Here is a 25,595-nt window from a genome sequence, read left to right on the forward strand (position 1 = left end):
ATACCTCGGTGCAAGGGGGGGGGCGGAACGCGTATTTCAGGCCGGTGGCCTGTTTACGTCGGCGTCGGGTCACGCGATATTACGCGGATCCGGTCCACGATGAGGGGATGGCTGCTCGCGCCGCAGGGAGGCGATGCGCGATGCCGCGTCGGCTCACCGGGCTGGGCGGGGATGGCGCCAGGATCTCAACCGCGAAGCTGTCCTTCGCCCGTCAGCACCCATTTGTACGTGGTCAGTCCTTCCAGTCCCACCGGACCGCGCGCGTGCAGGCGGTTCGTGGAGATGCCGATTTCCGATCCCAATCCGTATTCATAGCCATCCGCGAATACGGTGGGCAGGTTGACGTAGACCGAGCTGGAATCCACTTCGCGCTGGAAGCGGCGGGCTGCGCCGAGGTTTTCGGTGACGATGGCGTCCGTATGCCCGGAACCCCAGCGGCCGATGTGATCGATGGCCTCGTCCAGCGTGTCCACGATACGGACGGCCAGGATTGGGCCGAGGTATTCCTCCGCCCAATCCGCATCCGTTGCCGGCTTGGCGGCCGGCACGAGATCCCGGGTGCGCGCGCAGCCGCGCAGTTCAACGCCGTAGGCAATCAGCGCATCGGCCAGGCGCGGCAGGATGGCCGCGGCGACGGCCGCGTGCACCAGCAGCGTTTCCATCGAGCCGCATACGCCGTAGCGGTACGTCTTGGCATTGAACGCGATGGCGTGGGCTTTTTCGGGATCCGCCGCGGCATCGATATAGACGTGGCAGTTGCCGTCCAGATGCTTGATGACCGGGACGCGGGCTTCCGCGCTGATGCGCTGGATCAGGCTTTTGCCGCCGCGCGGCACGATGACGTCGATGTGTTCCGTCATGGTGATGAGCTCGCCGACGGCGGCGCGGTCGGTCGTGTCGACCACCTGTACTGCATGGGCCGGCAGGCCGGCGGCCTCCAGGCCCTGGCGCACGATGGCCGCCAGCGCGAGATTGGATCGCAGCGCTTCGCTGCCACCGCGCAGAATGGCGGCATTGCCGGATTTCAGGCAGAGGGCCGCCGCGTCGATCGTGACGTTGGGCCGCGACTCGTAGATGATGCCGATGACGCCCAGCGGGACTCGCATCTGCGCCACGCGCATGCCGTTGGGCCGCACGGTCGTCGGGCCGGTACTGCCGACAGGGTCGGGCAGGGCAGCGACCTGGCGCAGGCCGTCCGCCATCAGATCCAGCGTCCGGTCGGACAGTGCCAGGCGGTCCAGCAGGGCCGCCGTCAGGCCGTTTTCGCGGGCGGCGTCCAGGTCCTGCCGGTTGGCGTCTTTCAGGGCGTCGCGATTGGCCTCGACGGCATCGGCCATGGCATGAAGGGCGCGCACCTTCGCCACGCCGCTGGCGCGCATCATCTCGCGCGCCGCTCGACGGGCGTTCACGCCCAGGGTGATCATGGCTTCTTGTACGGTCTGCGTGGACATGGCAATCGGTGAGTCGGCATTGCGAGCGCGGTTTGGATGACTTCGTAGTGTATCCGTTCGCGGCCGGCCGCCGTCCGCGCGATCAGGCCTGGCGCCGGCCCGCCGCCGCTACCCGCAGTGCCAGACGCGTCATCTCTTCCCAGGGGTCGGATAGCCTGCCGGGCACGGACAGGCCCTTGATGATGCGGTCCACGTCGTGCGCGTGCTGGACGGCGGCCGGCCATGCGCCGGCAGGCACGCGTGACAGGGCCTGCAATGCAAGGCGCTCATGGGCGCCGAAAATGCGCAGGCGCCGCATGGCCGCGCCGCTGTCCTGGCCGCTGGCGCGCGCCTGGGCGACTCGGGCCAGGATGCGGATTTCCTCGCCTACAGCCCAGAGCACCAGGGGCAGCGCTTCGCCTTCCGCGCGCAGGCCGTCCAGCATGCGCACCGTGCGTCCCACGTCGCCGGCCAGCATGGCATCGCGCAGGCCGAACACGTCGTAGCGCGCGACGTTCAGCACAGCCCGTTCGACGGCCTCGGCATCCAGTGCGCCTTCGGGGTACAGCAGACCCAGCTTTTGTATTTCCTGGTGCGCGGCAAGCAGGTTGCCTTCGACCTTGTCCGCCATCCACTGCAGCGTCGCGGCGTCGGCGCGCTGGTTCTGGCGCGCCAGCCGCTCGCCGATCCAGGCCGGCAGCCGCGCGCGTTCGATGTTCGGGATATCCACCACGGTGCCCCGGGCCAGGGCAGTCATCCAGCGGCTTTCGCGGGTGGCCTTGTCCAGGCGGGGCAGGCCGATGGCGATGACGGTGTCGGGATCGCCGCCGCTGTCGGCCTGTTCGGCCAGCCTGGCCAGCATATCGCCGCCGGCCTTGCCTGGCTTGCCGGTCGGGATCTTCAGTTCCAGCAGCCTGCGGTCGCCGAATAGCGAAACGGTCTGGGTGGCGGCGACGACCGCGCTCCAGTCGCTGCGCGCGTCCATGACCAGCGACGTCCGCTCGGTGTAGCCGGCGGCGCGCGCCGCCGCGCGCAGGCTGTCCATCGCTTCGGTGACGAGCAGGGGTTCGTCGCCGCTGATCGTGTACAGCGGGGCAAGTTGCGCACCGGCGCGCCGCAGGTGGTCGGCGAAGCGTTCGGCGTCCAGGGATTGCGCCATGGGCCTGTCAGTAGGAAGTATCTTCGTCGAGGCTGGGCGGGCCGTTGGTGATGTTCGGGCGGTTCCACGGCTGCCGGTTGTTCTGCGGCGGGGGCGTGGTGCTGTACACCGGGCCCACGTCCTCTCCGGGCTTGGCCGATTGCGCCTTTTGCATCGCCAGGCGCACGTCGGGGGCGGTCAGGCGCCGCACGATGCGGCTGACCAGGCTCTGTTCCATATTGCGGTACAGGCTTTCGGCCTGGCCTTCCTTGGCCTGCACGACCTGGTCGTTGTAAGGCATTTCCCGGTAGGCTTCGAGCGTGGTGTCCGGCAGCAGGGCCCGGCCCTTGGCGTCGATCACGCGGAAGGTGAAGACCAGCCCCAGTTCGTATTCCTCGACCTTGCCCTGGGCATTGAGCGATACCTCGCGCATCGAACGCGCATTGCGGATCTGCTGCAACTGCGCTTCGGCTTCCTTGGGGCTATCGAGCAGCTTCGTCTCGGGCGATGCCGCGGCGATCGCCCGCCGTACTTCGGCGCCGAACCGGGAATTCTGCGGAATGCCGACATACAGCGAGTCGAAAGGGAGCGGGGTGGTACCCCGCATCTGGAAACCGCAGGCGGACAGCAGCATGAGCGTTGCCAGGCCGGCGACGCGCAGCGCCCATCCCCGGCCGCGTTCCCGTGCGCCCACCGGGCGATTCCCTAGCCTGGCGAAATTCATGCGGTACCTCATTAACCTACGACGTTGACCAGTTTGCCGGGCACCACGATAACCCGTTTCGGCGGCCGGCCTTCAAGGAAGCGCCCCACGGCCTCGTGCGCGGCGGCCAGGCTTTCGATCTGTTCGCGCGTGGCCTGCGCGGATACCCGCAGCGCGCCGCGCAGTTTGCCGTTGACCTGCAGCATCAGATCGACCTCGTCGGCCACCAGCGCGGCTTCGTCGACCTCCGGCCATGGCGCATCCAGCAGATCGCCGTACAGGTCCGCATAACCCAGGTCGTTCCACAAATGCCAGGCGATGTGCGGCACGACGGGGTACAGCACACGCAACAGGACGCCCAGGCTTTCGGCGCGTGCGGCGTCCGCGGCGGCGTCGGCGGGCAAGTCGGCGTTTTCGATGGCGTTCAGCATTTTCATGCATGCCGATACCACCGTGTTGTACTGGATGCGTTCGTAGTCGTAGTCGGCCTGCTTGAGCAGGATGTGGATCTCGCGGCGCAGATCCTTGGCGGCGGCCGGGGCCGCCTGCCAGTCCACCGCGCGCGCCGCCAGCCCGGCCGCCACCGATTCGCGTTGCGCCCAGCCGTGCGACCACAGTCGGCGCAGGAAGCGGTTGGCGCCTTCGACGCCCGAGTCAGACCATTCCAGCGTCTGTTCCGGCGGGCTGGCAAACATAACGAACAGGCGGGCGGTATCCGCGCCGAGCGTATCGATCAGCGATTGCGGATCCACGCCGTTGTTCTTGGACTTCGACATGGTGCCGACGCCGCCGTAGTTCACTTCGCTGCCGTCGGACTTGCGCCGCGCGCCCACGATGGCGCCCTTGGCGTCGTAGACGTTTTCGACCTCGTCGGGCCAGAAGTATTCGATCCCGCCGTGTTCGGTCTTGCGCGAATAGATGTGGTTCAGCACCATGCCCTGGCACAGCAGGCGCGTGAACGGCTCGTCGAACTTGAGCATGTTCAGGTCGCGCATGACCTTGGTCCAGAAGCGGGCGTACAGCAGGTGCAGCACCGCATGCTCGATCCCGCCGATGTACTGGTCCATGGGCATCCAGTAATCGTTGCGGCTGTCCACCATGGCGTCGTTGTTGCCCGGCGAGGTATAGCGCATGAAATACCAGGCGGAATCGACGAAGGTATCCATCGTGTCCGTCTCGCGCCGCGCCGGCTTGCCGCAGGTGGGGCAGGTGCAGGACAGGAAGGCTTCGTTCTTTGCGAGCGGATTGCCCGAGCCATCCGGGATCAGGTCTTCGGGCAGCACCACCGGCAGGTCTTTTTCCGGGACGGGTACGGGGCCGCAGTCGGCGCAATGGATGATGGGGATGGGCGTGCCCCAGTAGCGTTGGCGCGAAATGCCCCAGTCGCGCAGCCGCCAGGTGGTCTGCTTTTCGCCTATGCCCAGGGTCGCCAGATCGGCCGCGATGGCATCCACCGCTTCCTTGCCCGTCATGCCGTCGTACTTTTCTGAGTGGATCAGCCGGCCGCTCTGCTTGTCGCCATACCATTCCTGCCAGGCGTCGGTGGAATAGGTCTTGCCCGGCACGTCCACGACCTGGCGGATTTCCAGGTGGTATTTGCGCGCGAAGGCGAAATCGCGCTCGTCATGCGCGGGCACACCCATGACCGCGCCATCGCCGTAGCTCATAAGGACGTAGTTGCCGACCCAGACATCGACCGGCTTGCCGGTCAAGGGATGGGTAACGGTCAACCCCGTCGGCAGGCCTTCTTTTTCGCGCGTCGCCAATTCGGCTTCGGTGGTGCCGCCCAGCTTGCACCTTTCGATGAATTCGGCCAACTGCGGGTTGCTGCGCGCGGCCAAGGTCGCCAGCGGGTGTTCCGGCGCGACGGCGCAGAAGGTCACGCCCATGATGGTGTCGGCGCGCGTCGTGAAGACGTACAGCTTGCCGTCCTGGACCTTTTGCCCGGATTCGTCCCGGATGTCGTGCAGGAAGGCGAAACGCACGCCCTCGCTCTTGCCGATCCAGTTTTCCTGCATCAGGCGTACGCGTTCCGGCCAGCCGGGAAGGCCGGTCTTGACCTGTTCGAGCAGTTCTTCCGCGTAATCCGTAATGCGCAGGTAGTAGCCCGGGATTTCGCGCTTTTCGACGAGGGCGCCCGACCGCCAGCCGCGGCCGTCGATGACCTGTTCGTTGGCCAGCACGGTCTGGTCTACCGGATCCCAGTTCACGACCTGGGTCTTGCGATAGGCAATCCCTTTTTCCAGCATTTTCAGGAACAGCCATTGGTTCCATTTGTAGTAAGCCGGATCGCAGGCGCTCATCTCGCGCGACCAGTCGATCGCCAGTCCCATCGCCTGCATCTGCTTCTTCATGTAGGCAATGTTGTCGTAGGTCCACTTCGCCGGCGGCACCTTGGATTTGATGGCGGCGTTTTCCGCGGGCATGCCGAAGGCATCCCAGCCCATGGGCATCAGCACGTTGTATCCGCGCATGCGCAGTTGCCGCGCCATCATGTCATTGATGGTGTAGTTGCGGACGTGGCCCATATGCAGTTTGCCGCTGGGGTAGGGCAGCATGGAGCACGCGTAGAACTTCGGCTTTTCGGCGCCGCTGGCATTGCGGGCGTGCTCGCTGACACGATAGGCGTCATTGCGGCGCCAGACGTCCTGGGCGGCGGCTTCGACGGCATTGGGGTTGTAGCGTTCCTGCATGGGCTGGATAGGATCGATGACGAATAAGGGCCGCCCCCGCCGACGCGGGGGTACGGTCAAAACCCTTGATTATAGGTTCTGCCAACCGGCGGCGATTCCGCGGCCGGTTTTCTCGTCTTGGCGGCCTGCGCCCGCCCGCGCGCCCTCGACGCAGGAGTCGCCGGCGCATCCCGCGCCCTGGGCGTAATAGTTGCTGGCGGGCACCCCGGGTGGCGGCGCTTTCGCGCCGCTTTCCAGGCCGCGCCGTCTCCGGCGCGCCGCAAGCGGAGCGGGTCATTGCTGTGGCGCACGGGGCGGCGCATTTTCCCGGCGGTGGGCGGGCATGCGCATTGCGCCCAGGCCGGCTCCTGAACCACCACCATCCACCAGGGGTTTTGATATGACCGATAACCAGGATCAAAAGGAGCGGCGCAAGCCGCGTGGTTTCGCCGCCATGGGGCCGGAGTTCCAGCGTGAAATTGCCGCGCAGGGCGGCAGGGCGGCCCATCGTTTGGGCAAGGCGCATCGCTTTACTTCCCAGGAAGCGCGGGCGGCGGCCACCAAGCGGCACGCGGCCCGCCAGGCGCAACCCGCCGGCTCGCCCGAGTCGCCCGCGGCGGCGACGGATCCGGCCAAGGACCGTTGAGGCGGCACCCCGCGACCTGCACGCGCAAGGGCGGCGATGGAGGCCGTCGCGCGGCCTTCGTTCCGGCCAGCGTGGCCGGCGGACACGGGTCGCATCAGGGAATGGGCAGTTTCAAGGTGTGTGCCTCGGAGTCGGCCTCGAAGCCCGTCACCGCGAATTCCCTTGCTTCCATATAGCCTTCGGCGTGGAAGCGGACATGCGTCGGCGACCATGAAAAATCGGCCAGCCGCGCGACATCGACGCCTCGCGCGATGAGATAACCCGGTGCCGTTCCGTCGTCGCGAGACGGCGGAATGTCGCCGGGCGGTTGCCAAGAGACCGATTCGCAAGGCACTGTCGCCTGGCGTTCGGCCTGGCCGGCCCGGTCGCGGGCGATCAAGGTAATTTCGTGTGTTTTCCAGTGTTCCATGGTGTTGGGCCGCAAGCGCCCGACGCGCGGGCAACGCAGTGCCTGCGGCAATCGTCGTACCCGACGGCCGGTCGCGGTCGAGCGGTTGAACCGCCGAATGCGCGATCCCGGGTTGTGCAGGAACGGGCGGGTCGACACGGCAGAATAAATAGCTTGCAATTAAATCGTGTGCGATCTAATATTTCTTTCAGGCGCCAGACGCCAGGAAATATCAAACCCGGCCAGCGGCCCGCCCGGCCCGGCTTCCACGACCAGTAAGGAGTTCGCCATGTCTATCGAAAAAGTGCTTTACCGTGCCCAAGCCACCGCCAATGGCGGCCGTGACGGCCGCGCCGTGTCTTCCGACGGCGTGCTGGACATCCAATTGAGCACGCCGCGCGAACTCGGTGGCGCCGGCGGTCCCGGCACCAATCCCGAGCAACTGTTCGCGGCGGGCTATTCGGCCTGCTTCCTGGGCGCGCTGAAGTTCGTGGCGGCACGCGAAAAGGTAGCGCTGCCCGCTGAAACCAGCATCACCGGTTCGGTGGGTATCGGCGCCATCCCCACCGGTTTCGGTATCGAGGTCGAATTGCGCATCGCTATCCCCGGCGTGGACCCGGCGCAGGCCCGCCAGCTGATCGATAAGGCGCACATCGTTTGCCCGTACTCCAACGCGACCCGCGGCAATATCGATGTGACGTTGACCCTGGCCTGATGATCCCGGCGTGCCCGTCCGAAAGGCCGGTACGCGGCGACGGTCCCCGCGCGGCGCGGCTTGCCTGCAGTGGCAGCCGCGCCGCGCTGGCCTGTGGATCGCGCACGATTTAATATGTCCGCTATGTCACATCCCTCTTCATCAGGCGGCGACCCTTATCTGCTGTTGGAAAACCAGCTGTGTTTCGCGCTGTATTCCACCAGCCTGGCGATGAGCAAGGTCTACCGCAGGCTGTTGGCCGACCTGGATCTGACCTACCCCCAATACCTCGTCATGCTGGTCCTGTGGGAACAGGATGGCCTGACGGTGTCCGCCATCGGCGAACGTCTGTTCCTGGACAGCGCCACGCTGACGCCATTGCTGAAACGGCTGGAAGCCGCCGGCCTGATCGAGCGCGCACGAGCCTCCCGCGACGAGCGGCAGGTGATCGTATCGCTGACGGAGCAGGGAAGGCAGATGAAGGCCAAGGCCCGCGCCGTCCCGCCCGGGGTGTTGCACGCCACCGGTTGCAGTGCCGCCGAGGCCGGCGGGATGATCAAGCGGCTGGACGCCCTGCGAGCTGCGTTGCAGGATTCCACATGCCCATAGCCAAGCAGAACACGCAGGCCAATCTGGCATACCAGGAGCTGAAAAAACGCATTCTGATGGGGTTCTTCGGCGCCAGCGACCGCCTGCGCGAAATCGAGGTGGCCGAGCTGCTGGACATGGGCCGCACGCCTGTGCGCGAAGCCCTGAAGCGCCTGGAAGACGAAGGCCTGGTCACCCACGAACCGCGTCGCGGTTTGGTGGTGACGTCGCTGGATCAGCAATCGGTCACCGAACTCTATGCCATGCGCGAGCTGCTGGAAGGCGGCGCGGCGCGCTTCGCCGCCAAGCACGCCAGCGAAGCGGAAATCGGCAACATGGCCCATATCCTGGAGGAAGGCCGGCACGGTGGCGACCCGGTGGCAGCCAATCTGGCTTTCCACCAATCCATTTACGGCGCCGCCCACAATAAATTCCTGATCCGTGCCTTGCAGTCCTTGACGGATTCCACCTACCTGCTGGGCCGCAGTACGCTGGAAACGCCGGGGCGCCCGGACGCCGCGCATGGCGAACACCAGGCCATCTACGAAGCCATCCGCGATGGCGACCCCGCGCGCGCCGAGCAGGTGGCGCGCGAGCATATCCGCAACGCCCTGCTGGAGCGGCTGAAAATCCTGCGCGCCAAGCAGTCGCGCGAGAACTGAGGCCGCGCCCGGGTCAATCGTAGAGCGCGCGCGGATTCTGCCGCAGGATGCGCTGGAAATCGGTGTCGCTCACCGAATCTTTCAGCAGGTCCACGAGGTCGCCATAGGGCATGGGCCGCCCGTGCGCGGCGTCGAAAAACCACGTGTGCGGCCAGTCCGACGCCCATACGATACGTTCGGGGTAGCGGCGCGCCAGCTCGCGCAGCAGATCGCCGAAATGCGCGGCCCAGGTCGCGACGGGATAACCGTAGCGGTAAAAGCCGGAGGCCTTCAGCCAGACGCGGCCGGTATCCAGCAGGCGGAATACGGCTTCGCGGATGCCGGCATATTCGGGTCCGTTGGCGGCGCCGCCCAGGTGGTCCACGACCACATCGGGACCCTCCCCATTGCGTATGGCTTCATGGACCGCAGCCAGCGCCTGCGGCGCCACGAAAAACTGCGCATGCCAGCCGGCGGCGCGCAGGCGCGGGGCAAGGCGCGTATAGCCGGCCATCCCGTTGCCGCTGCCGGAGACCGCGTTGAAGCGCACGCCGCGCGCGCCTTGCGCGCGCCATTGCAGCAGTTCCGCTTCGCTGGTTTCGTCGGGCACTACCAGCACGCCGCGCGCGCGCCCATCCGATTCACGCAGGGCGTCCAGCAGCAGGCTATTGTCGCTGCCATAGACACTGGGCTGGACCAGGACGAAGCGCTCGATGCCCTGCGCCGCGCCGATGCGCGACAGATCCTGCCAGGTGCGCACCGGCGGCGTGTAGTGGGAGCCCGGCAGCACGGGGCGGTGCCGGGGGTCGTCGAAAGCGTGCGTGTGGCAATCCCAGGCGGGAATGGCGGGAGGCGTCATGCGGCTAACCTCGTTTGGAAAAAAGGCGCAGCCGGCGGATGTGTTGCCCTGGCGCCCGGATACCGGCCGGCGAGCGGTATCGGGTTCGCACGGGAGGACGTCAATCCAGCTTGACGCCCGTTTCCTTGATGATTTCCTGGTAGCGGGCGCGTTCGGCGCTGAGGAATTGCATGAACTGCTCGACGGAGTTCGGCTTCACCACGGCGCCTTCCGCTTCCAGCCGCTTGCGGGTCTGCGGATCGGCGATGATGGCGTTGACCTCGGTATTCAGCTTCTGGATGACGTCCGCCGGCGTCCCCTTGGGCGCGAACAGTCCGCCCCACAGGCTGAAGGAGAAGCCGGGCAGGCCGGACTCCGCCACCGTCGGCACCTTCGGCAGCGCCGGCGAGCGTTCCAGCGTGGAGACCGCGATCGGCTTCAGTGTGCCGCTCTTGAAGTGCGGCAGTACGCCCGGGGCGCCGGAAAAGAACATGTCGACGTGATTGCCCAGCAAATCGCTCAGGGCGGCGCCGCCGCCCTTGTACGGAACGTGCGTCAGCTTGGCGCCCGTCTTCAGCGCCAGTGCCGCGGCGGCCAGGTGGCCGGGCGTACCGGTCCCCGACGAGGCGTAGTTAAAGCCCGACGGACGCTGTTTGCTTTGGGCGATCATCTCCTGGACGGTGTTGAAGGTCGCCGTGGGGTGCGCGGACAGGACCAGCGGCGAATCGCCCACCAGCACGACGGGCAGCAGATTCTCCGGCTTGTAGTTCAGCGTGGTGGAGAGCAGCGGGGTAACGATGATTTCGCCGGTTTGTCCCAGCAGCAGGATGCTGCCGTCCGCGGGTGCGTCGGCGACGTAGCGGGCACCGATGGCGCCGCTCGCGCCGGGACGGTTCTCGACGATAAAGGTCTGTCCCAGCCGGGAAGTCAATTTTTCCGCGATCAGCCGCGCGAAGACGTCGCCGGAGCCGCCAGGCGCGTAGGGAACGATGATGCGGACGGTCTTGTCCGGATAGGCGGCCTGCGCCGCGGCGGGCATGCCCAGGATCGCGGCGGCGCAGAACGCGGCCGCCAGAAAGTGGCGCCTGGCCCGGGGGAATGGTTTCATGGACTGTCTCCTGCGAGGGGCCGCTGGCCGGCGGCCCCAAGGGTCGTTAGTAAGAAGTGGTTCATCGTTCCCCGCGATCGGACCGCGCGTTCGCCCTATCGTCGGGAATTCAAGAATCGATTTTTATATATTTTTGCATACAAAAATATGTGGAACAAACGGTCCGATTTATCGCCGCAGTGGCGCGCTGCGGCGGGGGGGGCGGTGGCCCCGATCCCGAAGCACGATAGCGGTATCATCATCGGTTCGCGGCGTATCGGCTGCGCGACCCGCCAGCATGGCGGAGTCCGCCGTCGGGATCGCAAAAGAATCATAGGAGAGAGAACGTGAACAGCCCCATTACCGGCGAAATCCTCATCGGCCAGCGTGCCGTCGACAACGGCCAGCGGACGCTGAAGGCAGTGAACCCGGCCACCGGCGAAACGCTGGCACCCGATTTCGCCCAGGCGGGCCCGGCCGAGGTCGAGCAGGCCTGCGCACTGGCGTGGGCCGCCTTCGACGCCTACCGCGAAACCTCGCTGGAAGACCGTGCCCGCTTCCTGGAAGCCATTGGCGAGCAGATCATGCAGGTGGGCCAGCCGCTGATCGATCGCGCGGTGGCCGAAACCGCGCTGCCCCCGGCGCGCATCGAAGGCGAACGCGCCCGCACGGTGGGGCAGTTGCGGTTGTTCGCGCAAGTCGTGCGCGCCGGGGAATTCCTGGACGTGCGAGTGGATCCCGCGATGCCTGACCGCCAGCCCCTGCCGCGCCCCGATCTCCGCCTGCGCAATATCGCGCTGGGGCCGGTCGCGGTGTTCGGCGCCAGCAATTTCCCGCTGGCATTCTCCGTGGCGGGCGGCGACACGGCTTCCGCCTTGGCGGCGGGCTGCCCCGTCGTGGTCAAGGGCCATCCCGCGCATCCCGGCACCGGCGAGCTGGTAGGCCGCGCCATCCAGGCCGCGGCGCGCGAATGCGGTATGCCGGAAGGCGTGTTTTCGCTGTTGCTGGGCGGCATCGAAACGGGCGCGGCGCTGGTCCGGGACGAGCGCATCAAGGCGGTGGGGTTCACCGGTTCGCGCGGCGGCGGTCTGGCGCTGGTCGACATCGCGTCCAAGCGGCGCGAACCCATCCCGGTCTTTGCCGAAATGAGCAGCATCAATCCGGTTTTCCTGTTCCCGGGGGCGCTGGCCGCACGCGCCGCCGACCTGGGCAAGGCGTTCGTCGGCTCCCTGACCATGGGCGCGGGGCAGTTCTGCACCAACCCCGGCATCGTGGTGGCCCTGGAAAGTCCGGACCTGGATCGTTTCCTGAAGGCTGCCGACGAGGCGCTGTCCGCGCACGTTCCCAGCGCGATGCTGACGCCCGGCATCCATGGCGCGTATGAGAAAGGCGTACAGGCGCTGGAAAAGGCCGAGGGCGTGCAGGTATGCGCTCGCGGCGGCGCCGGCGAAGGCCCGAACCGCGGCCGCGCGGCGTTGTTTTCGACGTCCATCGGCAACTTCCTTTCGCAGGACGCGTTGCAGCACGAGGTCTTCGGCGCATCGAGCATGGTGGTGCGCTGCAAGTCGATCGACGATATGCGCCAGGTTGCCGAACGCATCGAGGGCCAATTGACCGTCACCCTGCATCTGGAAGAGGCGGACTACGAATTGGCGCGTTCGCTGGTGCCGGTACTGGAACGCAAGGCCGGCCGCATCCTGGCCAACGGCTGGCCGACCGGCGTGGAAGTGGCTCATGCCATGGTGCACGGCGGGCCGTTCCCGGCCACATCCGATAGCCGGTTTACGTCAGTCGGCACGCTGGCGATCCGCCGCTTCCTGCGGCCCGTCAGCTATCAGGCCCTGCCCACGCAACTGCTGCCGGAGTCGCTGCGCCCGGAAAACCTGGCACGGATTCCGCGTCTGGAAGACGGCAAGCGCCTGCTGCCGTAAGCAGGAAAGGGCGTCCCGCCTGCGCCGCACGGGTCACGCGCGGCGGGTAATGACGGCTCGCCGGCGGTGAAGTCCCGCGAAGTTTCTCGACGGGGCGCGGCCGGTCAGTGCGTGCCGGCGACGCCCTGGACCACCTTGTCGGGCCAGTCCGCCAGGGCGGGGGTCGAGGTTTCCACCCCTGGCCGTGCCCCCCGGACGGGAGCGCCAGGGTGAGCGATGTGCGCGTCGGCCGGTGCCGGCGAGACTATCGCCGCAGGCGCTGCCGACGTTGCCTTGGCGGGACGTGCGCCGCGCAGTCGCGCCGTCAGGTCGGTATCCGGTCGCGCCATCGGGCGGCTCGATCCGCTTATCGGGTGCGCAGAATTCGATGCGGAATGCGGGGGCACGGCGGCCGCCGCGTTTGCCGGTGGCCCGCTGACCGGCGGGGGCGATGCAGCGGATGCATTCGATGCATTCGACGCGTTCGACCCATTCGACATCTTCGATCCATTCGGGCCGTCAGGCCCGTTGTCGGCATGTGCCGCGTTGGCGCGCGCGGCCAGTACGCGCAGGCGGCGGATCTGTTCGTCCAGCGGCTGCAAACGGGCACCCGTGGTGTAGACGAAGCGGTCCATGACGATATGCCCATCCGCATGTCCGCTATATCCCAGGTAGACGCCCAGCGTGGCCTGGTGGTCCAGATTACGGTATTCGATGTTGCCGAAGGGCGTCGGCACCTGCAGGCGGGGAAAGGCGGCGGCCAGCGCTTCGCGGTCCGCCGAGCCTGCCCGCTTCAATCCTTCGGCGATCGAGCGCAGCGCGGAATAGCCGAGTACCGCCGCCATGCCGGGGGCGTCGCCGTACCGGTCGCGATAGGCCTGCACGAAAGCCTGGTTTTCCGGTGTGGCGACCGTATCGCGAGGGTAGCCGGTGATGATCCACCCGTCGGGCAGCATGCTGCCCGGCGACGGCGCATCGGGCATCGCGGCATCGGTATCGTTCAGGGCATCCAGGTTTTCCGGGTCTCCCAGCGACAGCGACACCACGCCCACGCCATCGAACAGATGCGCGGCCAGTCCGGCGCGCGCCAGGCTTGTCAGCTGGGTGCCGGTCAGCGTGTTGAAGATCGCCTCGGGTCGCGCGGCATTCAGTGCCGCCACCGTGGCCGCCGCGTCGAACTTGCCGGGAGGGACGGCCAGCTCGTCGACGAATTCGGTCTTGGATTGGAAGGTCTTCATCAGGCCTTTGAAGGCCTCTGCCACGGCGCGATCCGATTCGGTGTCCTGGTAGACCAGCGCCCAGCGCAGCTTTCGCAGCCCCAGCGCCTTGGGCGCGACGGCCGCGGCCTGCATCCAGGCGGCAGGCCGCAAGCGGAAGGTATAGCGGTTGCCTTCCTGCCACGTCAGCCGTTGCGTCAACGGCGCGACCGCCAGATACAGGACCTTGCCGCTAACCGCGTAACGGGATAGTGCCATGCCCACTTCGGACGAATAGCCGCCGAACAGGGCGACCACGTCGTCCTTTTCCACCAGCGTCCGGGCCGCTCGCACGGCCGCGTCGGGATCGCCATGGTCTTCGCGCGAGCGGACTTCCAGCTTGCGCCCCAGCACGCCGCCTTCCGCGTTGATTTGCGCCAGCGCCAGCATCCAGCCACGCCGATAGGGCTCGGAAAACCCGGGCAGCGTCTTGTATGTGTTGATTTCGCCGATGCGCAGCGCAGGCAAGCCCGGCGGTGCCGCGGCCGTGCGGGACGGCCTGGCCGCGCCGGCGGCCAGTACAGGGACGGCATGCGCGAACAGCACGCAGGCCGCGAGGAGGATGGCGCAGCCTGCGAGGCCGCGCGCCGCGCGCGGCAGCAACTGGCCGCACCCGGCGGCACGGCGAAAAAAAACCGACATCGCTGTCGGCTTTTCTTCCTGGAAACCCGGGGTCATCTCGGTGTGCTCGATGGTAATCCGCATGGCGGCGGGCGCGTCGCGCGATGGACCCGGTAGCTCTTACTTGAGCTTGGTTTCCTTGTAGTCCACATGCTTGCGCGCGACCGGATCAAATTTCTTGATCAGCATTTTTTCCGGCATCGTGCGCTTGTTCTTGGTCGTGGTGTAGAAGTGTCCCGTGCCGGCGGTCGATTCAAGCTTGATCTTTTCGCGGGTGCCTTTGGAAGCCATGTCGTACTCCTGGATAGTCTGGGGGCGGGGCTAGCTTAGATCGAGTCGCCGCGCGCGCGCATTTCGGCCAAAACGGCGTCAATGCCTTTCTTGTCGATGGTGCGCAGGGCCTTGGTGCTGACACGCAAGGTGATCCAGCGGTTTTCGCTTTCCACGAAGAAACGACGCGATTGCAGGTTGGGCAGGAAACGACGCTTGGTCTTGTTGTTCGCGTGGGAAACGTTGTTGCCCACCATCGGGCGCTTGCCCGTTACTTGGCATACGCGTGCCATGAGTTGCACCTCGGAAATTCAATGCTTGCCGCGTATGGTTCGGAAGACGGGAGCCCAGCCGCCGGTGGATGCCGGCCATCCCGTGGTTCCAGGATGCGGACCGTTGCCAAGGTACCCCGACTGGATGGTTTTGCCATCACGCTGTCGTTCCGTACCTGAAGCGATCGGCCTCAGTGCTTGTGCCCGCCGCCCCCTCCAATTACGCATCGGCGGGGTGGAAGTGCCCGGCTACAAAGCATAGTAGCTGGCACGGGTAAATGTGTAAGCCTGCGATTCTACTACGAAAAAAGCCGGCGGATCAAGCAGGGGTGCGGGCGACGCGTCCGGCCAGCCACGAGAGGCAGGCGCAGGCGGCCAGTACGCCCGTGAGCGGCAGCGGTGTATTGCCTTGCCACAGGCTGACGCACAGGCCCGCCAGGGCGCCGCAGGACAACTGCAGCGTGCCCAGCAGCGCCGAGGCCACGCCCAGCCGCTTGCCCTGTTCGGACAAGGCCAGGGCGGCCGAATTCGGATTCACGAATCCCTGGCTGCTCATGTAGCCGATCAGGCAGATCATCAGCAGCGGCAGGGTCATCCAGCCCGCCAGGGTCAGCAGCACACCCGCCAGGCTGGCCAGCGCCAGGGTAACCAGGGCGCGGCGCTGCAGGACGCGCGGCGGCAGACGGCGCAGCAGGCGGGCGCTGACCTGCGAGCCGCCGATCAAGCCGGCCGCGTTCAGCCCGAATAGCAGTCCGTAGTGCTGCGGATCCACGCCGTAGAGCTCGATGAACACGCGTGGCGAACCGACGATATAGGCGAACATACCGGCCTGCCCCAGCCCGCCGGCCAGGCTGTGCGCCATGAACCCGCGGTGGCGCAGCAGTTCTCCGTAATTGCGCGCGATGGTGCGCCAGTGCAGGTGCACGACGCGATCCGGCGGCAGCGATTCCTTCATGATGAAAAGCATGGCCGCCATCAGCGCCACGCCGGCCGCCAGCATCAGGCCGAAGATGCCGCGCCAGCCCGTCAGCAGCAGCAATTGGCCGCCGATCAGCGGCGCGAGTATGGGCGCCAGGCCCATGATCAGCAGCAGCAGCGACATGGCGCGGGCCGCTTCCTGGGTTTCGTAGTGATCCCGTATCACGGCGCGCGGGATGACGATGCCCGCCGCGCCGCCGAGCGCCTGCGCCGCGCGCCATGCCGTCAGGCTCTGGATGTCGACGGCCAGTGCGCATCCCAGCGAGGCGACGACGTAAAGCGACAGTCCGACCAGCAGCGGCGGCTTGCGTCCGTAGCGGTCGGCCAGCGGGCCGTAGAAAACCTGCGCCGCAGCCAGCCCCACCAGATAGGCGGCCATGGTGCGTTCGACGTCGCCCTGGCCGACGTTCAGGCCCGCCGCGATGGCCGGAAACGCCGGCAGGTACAGATCGATCGAAAAAGGCCCGATCGCGGTAAGGGCGCCCATCAGGATGAGCCAGCCGGGCAGGCCGCGGGTCGGTAGGAAGGTCGGCATTGATTGACGTTTGCCTGAATGGCAGAGGCACGGAAGGGGTATTTCGGATATACCGCAGCCAAAATGTAACATGTGGAGATGCGGTTCAAATCGGAAACAAATTCCGATAAAGTCCCCGGGTTCTTTCTTGCGAGGTTTACTGTCGTGAATCCTGTGCTGTCTGCGGTGGAACGCAAACTGGAGTCCGTTTCGATCCCGGTCCAACTGGAAATGCCCGATGGCACCAAGGTAGGGTCGCCCAATCCCAAGGTGAAGTTCACCGCCCGCAGCAAGGTCGCCCTGGCGCACCTGGCGGCCGGCGAAGTGGGTGTCCTGGGCCAGGATTACGTGGAAGGGCTGGTGGACATACAGGGCAATATGCACGACGTCATGGCGGCCGCGGCCCAGCTGCTGCCGGATTCCCCCGTGCAGGGCGAACAGGGCGGGTGGCTGCAGGCGCTGATGCGCCGCATGGTGTCCGTGCAGCGGCATTCGGTCGAACGCGACGCCAAGCAGATCGAATTCCACTACGACCTTTCCGACGACTTCTATGCGCTGTGGCTGGATCCCCGCCGGGTTTATTCGTGCGCGTACTACCGCACGCCCGACATGACGCTGGCGCAGGCGCAGGAAGCCAAGCTGGACCATATCTGCCGCAAGCTGCGCCTGGCGCCGGGCGAACGCTATCTGGACGTGGGCGCGGGCTGGGGCGGGCTGCTGCTCTGGGCGGCGGAGAACTACGGTGTCGACGCCACCGGCATTACGCTGTCGCGCAACCAGCACGCCCACGTCAACCGGCTGATCCAGGAGAAAGGATTGCAAGGCCGCGTGCGCATGGAGCTGCTGGACTACCGCAAACTCGACGAAAGCAAGCCGTACGACAAGATTTCGTCGGTGGGGATGTTCGAACACGTGGGCCGCGCGCAACTGCCGGACTACTTCGCCAAGCTGCGGCGCCTGCTGCGCCCGGGCGGGCTGATCATGAACCACGGCATTACCGCTGGCGGCGTGCACAACGCGCAGCTGGGCAGCGGCATGGGCGACTTCATCGAGAAGTACATCTTCCCCGGCGGCGAGCTCACGCACATCAGCCACGTGCTGGGCGCGATGGCCGAAGGCGGCCTGGAAGCGACCGACGTCGAGAACCTGCGGCCGCACTACGCCCGCACCCTGTGGGCCTGGAGCGACAGCCTGGAAAGCCAGCTCGACGCCGCCGCCAGGATATTGACGGGCGAGCAGGGCGCGAAGTCGCTGCGCGCCTATCGGCTTTACCTGGCCGGTTGCGCCATGGCCTTCGAGCATGGGTGGATCGCCCTGCACCAGGTGCTCGGCCAACGCCTGGCCACCGGCCGTGCGGATGAGCTCGACCATCCGGCTGACCTGGCCTACCCCTGGCGCCGGGATTACATCTACGCCGGTACTCCCGCCTGACGCCAATCAAACGGAATGCGCGGCAACCGTATTACCATAGGCCGTGATGCGTCCCGTCGCGCGTGCAACATCTCCGGAACGCCGCCCCAGCGCGGCGTTCTTTCTTCGCTTACATGGAACCTCCATGCCCATTCTTCATGTCCACGTCTTGTCCGGATGGCCCGCGGACAAGAAGTCATCGCTGCTGAAAGGGGCCACGCAGGCCGTGGTCGAGAGCCTCGGCGCGCCGCTGCGCAGCGTGCGCATCATGCTGCATGAAATCGCACCGGAACACATCATCGTCGGCGGCGAAGTCGGCAGGCAGTCGGTGGTGTTCCACGTGCACCTGATCGTCGGGCGCACGGAAGCGCAGAAGAATGCCCTGTACCAGGCCCTGAACGGTGCCGCCTGCGCGGCGCTGGGCGTATCGGGCGAGGACGTCCGCGTCCTGCTGGACGACATACCGAATACCGACATGGGCATGGCCAACGGCGTCAGCGCCAAGGCGGCCGGCCGCTAGGCCGCGCCGCATCGCAGCGGCCGCGCTGGAATCCAGTCCCTCGTCATCCGACCATTGCTGTCATGCGGCGCTGCGGCGCGGGTGGCGGCGCTCACAGGAGAGCCATCATGAAAGAAGTCATCATTGCCGCCGGCGCGCGGACCGCGGTGGGAACCTTTGGCGGGGCGCTCAAGGAAGTGCCGCCCATCGACCTGGGCAGTACGGCCATCCGTGAAGCGCTGGCGCGGGCCGGCGTGGACGGCGGGGAAGTCGGCCACGTCGCCGTCGGGCACGTGATCAACACCGAAACGCGCGATATGTACCTGTCGCGGGTCGCCGCCCTGAATGCCGGAATCGCCAAGGAGACGCCGGCCTTCAACGTCAATCGGCTGTGCGGTTCCGGCTTGCAGGCCATCGTGTCGGCGGCACAATCCATCATGCTGGGCGACGCGGATATCGCCGTCGGCGCCGGCGCGGAAAACATGAGCCGCGGGCCTTATATCTCGCCAGCCCAGCGCTGGGGTTCGCGCATGGGCGACGCGACCTTGTCGGACATGATGGTCGGGGCGCTGACCGACCCTTTCCAGCGCATCCATATGGGCATCACCGCGGAAAACGTCGCGGCCAAGTACGAGATCAGCCGCGACGATCAGGATGCGCTGGCGCTGGAGTCGCATCGGCGCGCGGCGGCGGCCATCGACGCGGGATATTTCAAGGACCAGATCGTCCCGGTGGTCATCAAGACCCGCAAGGGAGAGGTGCGCTTCGAGGTCGATGAGCATGTACGCCGCGACGTCGATGCCGGCACGATGGGCAAGCTCAAGCCCGTGTTCCAGAAAGAGAACGGCACCGTCACGGCGGGCAATGCCAGCGGGATCAACGACGGCGCGGCCGCCGTCGTGCTGATGAGCGCCGACGTCGCGGGCAAGCGCGGGGTCAAGCCGCTCGCGAGGCTGGTGGCCTATGGCCATGCGGGCGTCGATCCCGCCTATATGGGCATCGGCCCGGTCCCGGCGACGCAGGCCGCCTTGAAACGGGCGGGGCTGAGCATCGACCAGTTGGATGTCGTCGAAGCCAACGAAGCTTTCGCCGCGCAGGCCTGCGCCGTCACGCGCCAACTGGGCCTGGACCCCGCCAAGGTCAATCCCAATGGCAGCGGTATTGCACTGGGCCACCCCATCGGCGCCACGGGCGCCATCATTACGGTCAAGGCCTTGTACGAGCTGCAGCGCATCAAGGGCCGCTACGCCCTGGTCACCATGTGCATCGGCGGCGGACAGGGTATCGCCGCGATCTTCGAGCGGATCTGACGCGCTGTATGCCACGACGCGCCACGCCGTCCGCCCAGGATATCCCCACGCTTTCCGAATCGGACGGCATCCGCTATCTGCATTTCGACAGCCCCTGGATTCAGGGCGCCATGCGAGTGGCCGATCCGGCCGATCTCGTCCTCGAGTACACCGGCCAGATGATGGCCTGGCTGCTCTTCATGGAACCGCCCAAGGACGGCGCGATCGGCCTGCTGGGCTTGGGCGCCGGTTCGCTGGCGCGCTTCTGCGTGAAGCGCACCCGCAGCCCCGTGGTCGCGGTGGAGTGGAATCCGCGCGTTACCGCGATTTGCCATGCTTTCTTTCGGCTGCCCGGCCCGCCACGGCTGGTTGTGGAGGAGGGCGACGCCGGGGCCTGGGTGGCGGAACCGGCGAATGCCGGGCGCTGCCCCATCCTGATGGTGGACCTGTACGACGCCCAGGCCCGCGGGCCGGTGCGCGACTCCGTGCGTTTCTATCGCGATTGCCGGCGCGTGCTGGGCGATACCGGCGTACTGGCGGTCAACCTGTTCGGCGAACACGAAAGCTTTCCGCGCAATATCGATAACCTCTCCGCCGCCTTCGACGGCAGGCTGGCCATGTTGCCCGAAATCGACGCGGGCAATCGCATCGTGCTGGGATTCAGGGGACCGCCCATCGATATCCCCGTCGAGGCCCTGCTGGATCGCGCGGCAATAGTAGAGGCGGTGTACGGCTTGCCCGCGCGCCGCTGGGCACGCGCGCTGGCCGGCCATGCGAACGGGGGGCGGCTGGTGTACTGAGCCATAGGCGCGGCCCTCATCCTGAACGGGGGTTGCGCGTGCCGTTCACCGGTGCAAGAATGAACACACCATAATTATGAATTACGGTGACGTTCGCACCGTTTCATGCCATGCACGCAAGTCACTCCTCCGCCGGCTCGCCGCGGCCCATCGTGCGCCAGGCCTTGTACCTGGAAGCGGCGCAGCGCCTGCGGGAGATGATCCGCTCGCGCGCCTTGACGGCGGGAGAATGGATAGACGAATTGCCCCTTGCCGCGCAGCTCGGCATCTCGCGCACGCCGCTGCGCGAGGCGCTCAAGCTGTTGGCCAGCGAAGGCCTGGTTCGGCTGGGGCCGCGGCGCGGCTGTTTCGTCAACGAACTCTCGATGCGGGATCTGGACGACATCTTCCCGCTGATGGCGATGCTGGAGGGCCGGTGTGCCTACGAGGCCGCGCGCAAGGCGGGGGACGAGGACATCCGCCGCCTGGCCGCCCTCCACGAAACGCTGCAGGAGCATGCCGCAGCCGGCCGTATCGACGCGTACTACGAGGCCAACTACGTCATCCACGAGGCTATCCAGGCACTGGCCGATAATCGGTGGCTGTCCGACACCATCGGGAACCTGCGCAAGGTGCTGAGCCTGTCGCGCCATAAAAGTTTGATGCTGCCCGGACGCCTGCGCGCCTCTTGCGCGGAGCACATGGCCATTTTCGCGGCCATCCGGGACCATGACCCCGAACGCGCGGAATCCGTCGCCCGCAAGCACCTGCTGCGCCAGCTTGACGCCCTGCATGCCATGGAGCGCCGTACAAAGGAAAGCGCGGCGACGGCCACGGCGCCGGCGGCGGCCGCCTCCAAACCCGCGAATTCCCGTTCCAAGATGGCCTCGTCCACCGCCACTACCGCCAAGGAGCTCGTTCATGATCGTTCCCGAACCGCTCGTTCCCGCCCGCGCGGCGCGCCAGCCCGATAAGGCCATGGCCCGGCGCGAGCTTGTCAGCGCACCGTCCGGCTCCGACGAGGACACCGGTAAGCCCGGTGCGGAGGCCGGATTGATGGCGCGCCTGGGCCGGCTGTGGGAGCGCGACCGCTTTCCGGACCCGGCCGCCTTGCGGCCCTTGTTCGCGCCACGCTTGACGGACGTGGCGGCCAACCGCCTGGCCCACGCCTGGTGCCAGACCTACACGGCGGCCGATGGCAAGATCAGGCGCACGATGCTGGGGGTGCTGGCGGCGGCCAGCACGGCGCAGGAGCAGCCGGACGACGCCAACGGCCGCTTGTTCCGCCGCTTCAACAACCAGCCCGAGGGGCTGCGCTTCCTGGTGGACCTGCGCGCCGATATGTTGCGCTGGCGCAAGCAGGTTTCCGGCCTGCAGGCGTTGGACAAGACCCTGGAAGGCCTGCTTTCCGCCTGGTTCGACGTGGGACTGCTCGATCTGCGGCGCCTGACCTGGGACAGCCCTGCCTCGCTGCTGGAAAAACTCATCGTGTACGAGGCGGTGCACGCGATCCAGTCATGGGACGACCTCAAGCATAGGGTTGCCGAGGATCGCCGCTGCTATGCGTTTTTCCATCCGCAGATGCCCGATGTGCCCTTGATCTTCGTCGAGGTCGCCTTCGCGCCGCAAATGGCCGACGATGTGCAGACGCTGCTGGACACGACCCAGCCGCCGCAGAATCTGGACAAGGCGCGCTGGGCCGTCTTCTATTCCATTTCGAATACCCAGCCCGGCCTGCGCGGCATCAGCTTCGGCAATTTCCTGCTCAAGCGTGTCGTCGACCAATTGCTGTCGGAGCTGCCCAAGCTGAAATCCTTCGCCACGCTGTCGCCCATCCCGGGTTTTGCCGATTGGCTGGGCAAGCTGAATGCCGACGAAGTGGAGGACATCGTGCGCGATAAAGCGCGCGACCGTGCGCGCCGCGGCGTGCCCGACGGCGCGCGCTGGCTGGCGCGGCTGCAAAAGGCCGCCGCCGGTCCCCGCGGTGGCGGCGAGGTCGTGCAGCGTGCCGGGATGAAGCTGGCGGCCGCCTACCTCCAATCGATGAAGGGCGGGGCGCCGCTGGACCCGGTGGCGCGCTTTCACCTGGGCAATGGCGCCCGCATCGAGCGCATCAACTGGGGGGCGGACCGGTCGCCCAAGGGGCTGGCGCAGTCCGCGGCGCTGATGGTCAACTACTTGTACGAGCTGGACGAACTGGACGACAACCTGGCGCGGCTGAATGCCGGCAAGCCGGCGGTCAGCCGGCTCATCACCAGGATAGGGTAGGGCGGCTGGCTGCCGCGGCCGCATGATGAATAATCCTGTACGAACAGGGCCGGCCTGAACGACAATCCGGCACGGTGTCAGGGCCGCGCGGGAGCGCGCGGCCGCGCCGCAGCCGCCATAAGAAAACAAGGGACATGACGTTCGACGATCCGTCCGCAGATGCGCCGATTTCGCCGCCCGAGGCCGCGGGCCGGGTCCTGTGCCGTCGCGAAGGGACGGTCGCGCGGGTATGCCTGTCGCATCCGGGCCGCATGAATGCGATCACCGTGGCAATGTGGCGGCAGCTTGCGACCGTATTCGGGCAGCTGTCCGCCGATCGCCAGCTGCGCTGCATCATCGTGCAGGGCGACGGCGGCCACTTCGCCGCGGGCGCCGATATCCGCGAATTTCCCCAGCAACGTGGCGATACCGCCGGCGTCGTCCGCTACCACCGCGAGATACTCGCGCCGGCGCTGACCGCCATCGAAACCTGCCCGCATCCCGTCGTGGCCCGCATCGACGGCGTGTGCGTCGGGGGCGGCCTGGAAATCGCCTGTCAATGCGATATCCGCATCGCCGCGCGTACGGCGCGTCTGGGCGTGCCCATCAATCGGCTGGGATTTCCCATGGCGCCTGACGAAATGCGCGGCCTGCTCGGCATTGCCGGCCGCGCCGTCACGCTGGAGCTGCTGCTGGAAGGCCGCATCCTGGACGCGGAGGAAGCCCGCGCCAAAGGGCTGCTGAGCCGCATCGTCGACGACGCCGAGCTCGACGCGGAAGTACGCCGCTGCGTCGGCCGTATCCTGGCGGGCGCCCCGCGCGCCGCCTGCCTGAACAAGGCCATGGCGGCGCGCCTGTCGCGCGACGAGCCGCTCGCCGAGGAAGAATACCAACGCTTTTTTTCTTATGCCGAAAGCCGCGACCATAGGGAGGGCGTGCGCGCCTTCCTCGCGGGCGAAGCGCCGTCATTCACTGGAGACTGGAAAGAGTGAGCAACGCCAATCTGTACGCGGTACTCAAAACGGGTTTTCCGCAGGATCGCAGCAGGATCGCGATCGAAACACCGACCTTGCGCTACACCTGGGACGATATCGATCGGGCCAGCGCCTGCCTGGCCAACCTGCTGAAGTCCCTGCGGCTGCCCAAGGATGCGCGCGTCGCCGTACAGGTGGAAAAGTCGCCCGAGGCCCTGTTGCTGTATCTCGCCACGCTGCGCGCCGGACTGGTCTATCTGCCCTTGAATACCGCGTACCGCGAGGCCGAGGTCGATTATTTCCTGGGTAATGCAGAGCCCTCCGTCGTGGTGTGTTCCAGCGGCAACCTGCCGTGGATACGCCGGCTGGCCGAAAAGTCCGGTGTGCCGCACGTCTATACGCTGGACGACAATCGCACCGGCACGCTGCTGGAAGCGGCCGGCGGATTGCCACAGACTTTCAAGACGGTGACGCGTGGCGGCGACGACCTGGCCGCTATTCTGTATACGTCCGGCACCACGGGGCGCAGCAAGGGCGCGATGCTGTCGCACGGCAACCTGGCCTCGAACGCCCGCGTCCTGAACGACTATTGGGGCTGGCGGTCCGATGACGTGCTGTTGCACATGCTGCCCATCTTCCATGTGCATGGCCTGTTCGTTGCGTCGCACGGCGCGCTGCTCGCGGGTGCCCGCATGATCTGGTTGCCCAGGCTGGATGTGGAACTGGCGCTGCGCTATCTGCCCGAAAGCACCGTGATGATGGGCGTTCCGACCTATTACGTGCGCCTGCTGGCGGACCCGCGATTCGGCCGCGATGTCTGCGGGCGCATGCGCCTGTTCATTTCCGGTTCGGCGCCGTTGCTGACCGAGACTTTCAATGCCTTCCAGGCGCGTACCGGCCACACCATCCTGGAACGCTACGGCATGAGCGAAACGGTCATGCTGACGTCGAATCCCTACGATCCTGTCGAAGGGGCGCGTATCGGCGGCACGGTGGGCAAGGCCCTGCCCGGCGTGGAGCTGCGCGTGGTGGACGATTCCGGCAGGAAGCTGCCGCCCGGCGAGATCGGCAACATCCAGGTGCGCGGTCCGAATGTGTTCTCCGGCTATTGGCGCATGCCCGAAAAAACGCGCGAGGAATTCACCGCGGACGGCTGGTTCAAGACCGGCGACGTCGGCCGCTGGGGCGGGGAAGCCAATGGCCATCCCATCCCGGTCGACTATGTGAGCATCGTCGGCCGCAGCAAGGACCTGATCATCTCGGGCGGCTACAACGTCTATCCCAAGGAAATCGAGTCGGTCATCGACGATATGCCCGGGGTGGAGGAATCCGCGGTCATCGGCGTGCCGCATCCGGAGTTCGGCGAAGCCGTCGTCGCCGTCGTCGTGCCGCGCATGGGGGCCGAACTGGATCCTGCCGCCATCCAGAGCGACCTGAAGAGCCGCATCGCCAACTTCAAGGTGCCCAAGCGCGTGCATGTGACGGATCAACTGCCTCGCAATACGATGGGCAAAGTGCAGAAGAACGTCTTGCGGGAAACGTTCGGCCAGCTTTGATCCGAGTTTTTCGGCGCAGTCCATTATGTCCCGCGGTGCGATCGTGCCGCGGCGACGTCCACCAGGAAAGGAGACGATCCACAGCCAACTGCATCACCGATGTGCGTAAGGATTCATACAACAGCGGGCGCGGCCGCGCACCGCCATCGATCGATGGGCGATAACCCATCCTACGCAGCACTCCGGAGGAGAACA

The 25,595-nt window shown here is 66.6% G+C and carries 24 protein-coding genes; 13 read left to right on the top strand and 11 right to left on the bottom strand.

All coding sequences use genetic code 11. The features are described from left to right. Positions 1-185: 185 nt before the first annotated feature. The 4 genes from ACO1P8_RS14415 to leuS form a co-directional block, all read right to left on the bottom strand. Positions 186-1,451 carry a glutamate-5-semialdehyde dehydrogenase gene (locus ACO1P8_RS14415; protein WP_486296576.1) on the bottom strand — a complete coding sequence of 422 codons (1,266 nt, stop codon included), beginning with the start codon at positions 1,449-1,451 and terminating at the stop codon, positions 186-188. Positions 1,452-1,533: 82 nt separating this feature from the next. Further along, positions 1,534-2,589, bottom strand: coding sequence for a DNA polymerase III subunit delta (gene holA, locus ACO1P8_RS14420; RefSeq protein WP_486296577.1), 1,056 nt, complete (start codon positions 2,587-2,589; stop codon positions 1,534-1,536). Between the two features lie 7 nt (positions 2,590-2,596). Next, positions 2,597-3,292 (bottom strand): LPS-assembly lipoprotein LptE, encoded by a 696-nt coding sequence (locus ACO1P8_RS14425; RefSeq protein WP_486296578.1) that lies wholly within the window; start codon positions 3,290-3,292, stop codon positions 2,597-2,599. Between the two features lie 11 nt (positions 3,293-3,303). Then, positions 3,304-5,964 carry a leucine--tRNA ligase gene (leuS, locus tag ACO1P8_RS14430; protein ID WP_486296579.1) on the bottom strand — a complete coding sequence of 887 codons (2,661 nt, stop codon included), beginning with the start codon at positions 5,962-5,964 and terminating at the stop codon, positions 3,304-3,306. Between the two features lie 379 nt (positions 5,965-6,343). Here leuS and ACO1P8_RS14435 point away from each other — a divergent pair, with 379 nt between their 5' ends. Beyond that, the gene (locus tag ACO1P8_RS14435; protein ID WP_094841178.1) at positions 6,344-6,589 is read left to right on the top strand and encodes a KGG domain-containing protein; all 246 of its coding nucleotides are present in this window, start codon (positions 6,344-6,346) and stop codon (positions 6,587-6,589) included. A 94-nt stretch (positions 6,590-6,683) separates the two neighbouring features. Here the strand turns inward: ACO1P8_RS14435 and ACO1P8_RS14440 are convergent, their stop codons facing one another. After that, positions 6,684-6,968 carry a hypothetical protein gene (locus ACO1P8_RS14440; protein WP_486296580.1) on the bottom strand — a complete coding sequence of 95 codons (285 nt, stop codon included), beginning with the start codon at positions 6,966-6,968 and terminating at the stop codon, positions 6,684-6,686. 298 nt (positions 6,969-7,266) lie between these two features. Between ACO1P8_RS14440 and ACO1P8_RS14445 the strand changes: the two genes are divergently transcribed. The 3 genes from ACO1P8_RS14445 to ACO1P8_RS14455 all read left to right on the top strand — a co-directional run bounded on the left by ACO1P8_RS14445 (position 7,267) and on the right by ACO1P8_RS14455 (position 8,921). Then, a complete protein-coding gene (locus ACO1P8_RS14445) occupies positions 7,267-7,692 on the top strand; it encodes an organic hydroperoxide resistance protein (protein ID WP_486296581.1) in 426 nt (141 codons plus the stop codon). A 114-nt stretch (positions 7,693-7,806) separates the two neighbouring features. Next, on the top strand, positions 7,807-8,280 hold the full coding sequence (locus ACO1P8_RS14450; RefSeq protein ID WP_486296582.1) for a MarR family winged helix-turn-helix transcriptional regulator: 474 nt from the start codon (positions 7,807-7,809) through the stop codon (positions 8,278-8,280). Continuing rightward, positions 8,271-8,921 (top strand): GntR family transcriptional regulator, encoded by a 651-nt coding sequence (locus ACO1P8_RS14455; RefSeq protein WP_486296583.1) that lies wholly within the window; start codon positions 8,271-8,273, stop codon positions 8,919-8,921. The genes ACO1P8_RS14450 and ACO1P8_RS14455 overlap by 10 nt, the downstream gene beginning before the upstream one ends. Before the next feature lie 13 nt (positions 8,922-8,934). On the opposite strand, the gene ACO1P8_RS14460 is transcribed toward ACO1P8_RS14455, so the two are convergent. Beyond that, the gene (locus ACO1P8_RS14460; protein WP_486296584.1) at positions 8,935-9,759 is read right to left on the bottom strand and encodes an amidohydrolase family protein; all 825 of its coding nucleotides are present in this window, start codon (positions 9,757-9,759) and stop codon (positions 8,935-8,937) included. Between the two features lie 100 nt (positions 9,760-9,859). Beyond that, entirely contained in the window at positions 9,860-10,846 is a 987-nt protein-coding gene (locus tag ACO1P8_RS14465; protein WP_486296585.1) for a Bug family tripartite tricarboxylate transporter substrate binding protein, read from the bottom strand. Between the two features lie 326 nt (positions 10,847-11,172). Between ACO1P8_RS14465 and ACO1P8_RS14470 the strand changes: the two genes are divergently transcribed. Beyond that, positions 11,173-12,756, top strand: coding sequence for an aldehyde dehydrogenase (NADP(+)) (locus ACO1P8_RS14470; protein ID WP_486296586.1), 1,584 nt, complete (start codon positions 11,173-11,175; stop codon positions 12,754-12,756). 104 nt (positions 12,757-12,860) lie between these two features. Here ACO1P8_RS14470 and ACO1P8_RS14475 read toward each other — a convergent pair whose 3' ends face one another. From ACO1P8_RS14475 to ACO1P8_RS14490, 4 genes are all read right to left on the bottom strand, one after another. Beyond that, positions 12,861-14,696 (bottom strand): ABC transporter substrate-binding protein, encoded by a 1,836-nt coding sequence (locus ACO1P8_RS14475; RefSeq protein WP_486296587.1) that lies wholly within the window; start codon positions 14,694-14,696, stop codon positions 12,861-12,863. Between the two features lie 36 nt (positions 14,697-14,732). Then, entirely contained in the window at positions 14,733-14,903 is a 171-nt protein-coding gene (gene rpmG, locus ACO1P8_RS14480) for a 50S ribosomal protein L33 (protein WP_094841185.1), read from the bottom strand. Positions 14,904-14,938: 35 nt separating this feature from the next. Then, positions 14,939-15,175 carry a 50S ribosomal protein L28 gene (gene rpmB, locus ACO1P8_RS14485; RefSeq protein WP_094844519.1) on the bottom strand — a complete coding sequence of 79 codons (237 nt, stop codon included), beginning with the start codon at positions 15,173-15,175 and terminating at the stop codon, positions 14,939-14,941. A 298-nt stretch (positions 15,176-15,473) separates the two neighbouring features. Then, positions 15,474-16,667, bottom strand: coding sequence for a multidrug effflux MFS transporter (locus ACO1P8_RS14490; protein ID WP_486296588.1), 1,194 nt, complete (start codon positions 16,665-16,667; stop codon positions 15,474-15,476). 144 nt (positions 16,668-16,811) lie between these two features. Here ACO1P8_RS14490 and ACO1P8_RS14495 point away from each other — a divergent pair, with 144 nt between their 5' ends. The 8 genes from ACO1P8_RS14495 to ACO1P8_RS14530 all read left to right on the top strand — a co-directional run bounded on the left by ACO1P8_RS14495 (position 16,812) and on the right by ACO1P8_RS14530 (position 25,400). Continuing rightward, a complete protein-coding gene (locus tag ACO1P8_RS14495) occupies positions 16,812-18,077 on the top strand; it encodes a class I SAM-dependent methyltransferase (protein WP_486296589.1) in 1,266 nt (421 codons plus the stop codon). Between the two features lie 124 nt (positions 18,078-18,201). Continuing rightward, positions 18,202-18,576 (top strand): tautomerase family protein, encoded by a 375-nt coding sequence (locus ACO1P8_RS14500; protein WP_486296590.1) that lies wholly within the window; start codon positions 18,202-18,204, stop codon positions 18,574-18,576. A 107-nt stretch (positions 18,577-18,683) separates the two neighbouring features. After that, the gene (locus tag ACO1P8_RS14505) at positions 18,684-19,865 is read left to right on the top strand and encodes an acetyl-CoA C-acyltransferase family protein (protein WP_486296591.1); all 1,182 of its coding nucleotides are present in this window, start codon (positions 18,684-18,686) and stop codon (positions 19,863-19,865) included. A gap of 8 nt (positions 19,866-19,873) precedes the next feature. Further along, positions 19,874-20,644 (top strand): class I SAM-dependent methyltransferase, encoded by a 771-nt coding sequence (locus ACO1P8_RS14510; RefSeq protein ID WP_486296592.1) that lies wholly within the window; start codon positions 19,874-19,876, stop codon positions 20,642-20,644. A 110-nt stretch (positions 20,645-20,754) separates the two neighbouring features. Beyond that, positions 20,755-21,597, top strand: a complete 843-nt coding sequence (locus tag ACO1P8_RS14515; RefSeq protein WP_486296593.1) for a GntR family transcriptional regulator — start codon at positions 20,755-20,757, stop codon at positions 21,595-21,597. A gap of 145 nt (positions 21,598-21,742) precedes the next feature. Next, on the top strand, positions 21,743-22,891 hold the full coding sequence (locus tag ACO1P8_RS14520) for a malonyl-CoA decarboxylase domain-containing protein (RefSeq protein WP_486296632.1): 1,149 nt from the start codon (positions 21,743-21,745) through the stop codon (positions 22,889-22,891). A 134-nt stretch (positions 22,892-23,025) separates the two neighbouring features. Beyond that, positions 23,026-23,862 carry an enoyl-CoA hydratase/isomerase family protein gene (locus ACO1P8_RS14525; RefSeq protein WP_486296594.1) on the top strand — a complete coding sequence of 279 codons (837 nt, stop codon included), beginning with the start codon at positions 23,026-23,028 and terminating at the stop codon, positions 23,860-23,862. After that, complete coding sequence (locus tag ACO1P8_RS14530) at positions 23,859-25,400, top strand: malonate--CoA ligase (protein ID WP_486296595.1); 1,542 nt, start codon at positions 23,859-23,861, stop codon at positions 25,398-25,400. The genes ACO1P8_RS14525 and ACO1P8_RS14530 overlap by 4 nt, the downstream gene beginning before the upstream one ends. Positions 25,401-25,595: the final 195 nt, after the last annotated feature.

It is taken from the genome of Bordetella sp. (assembly GCF_057362025.1).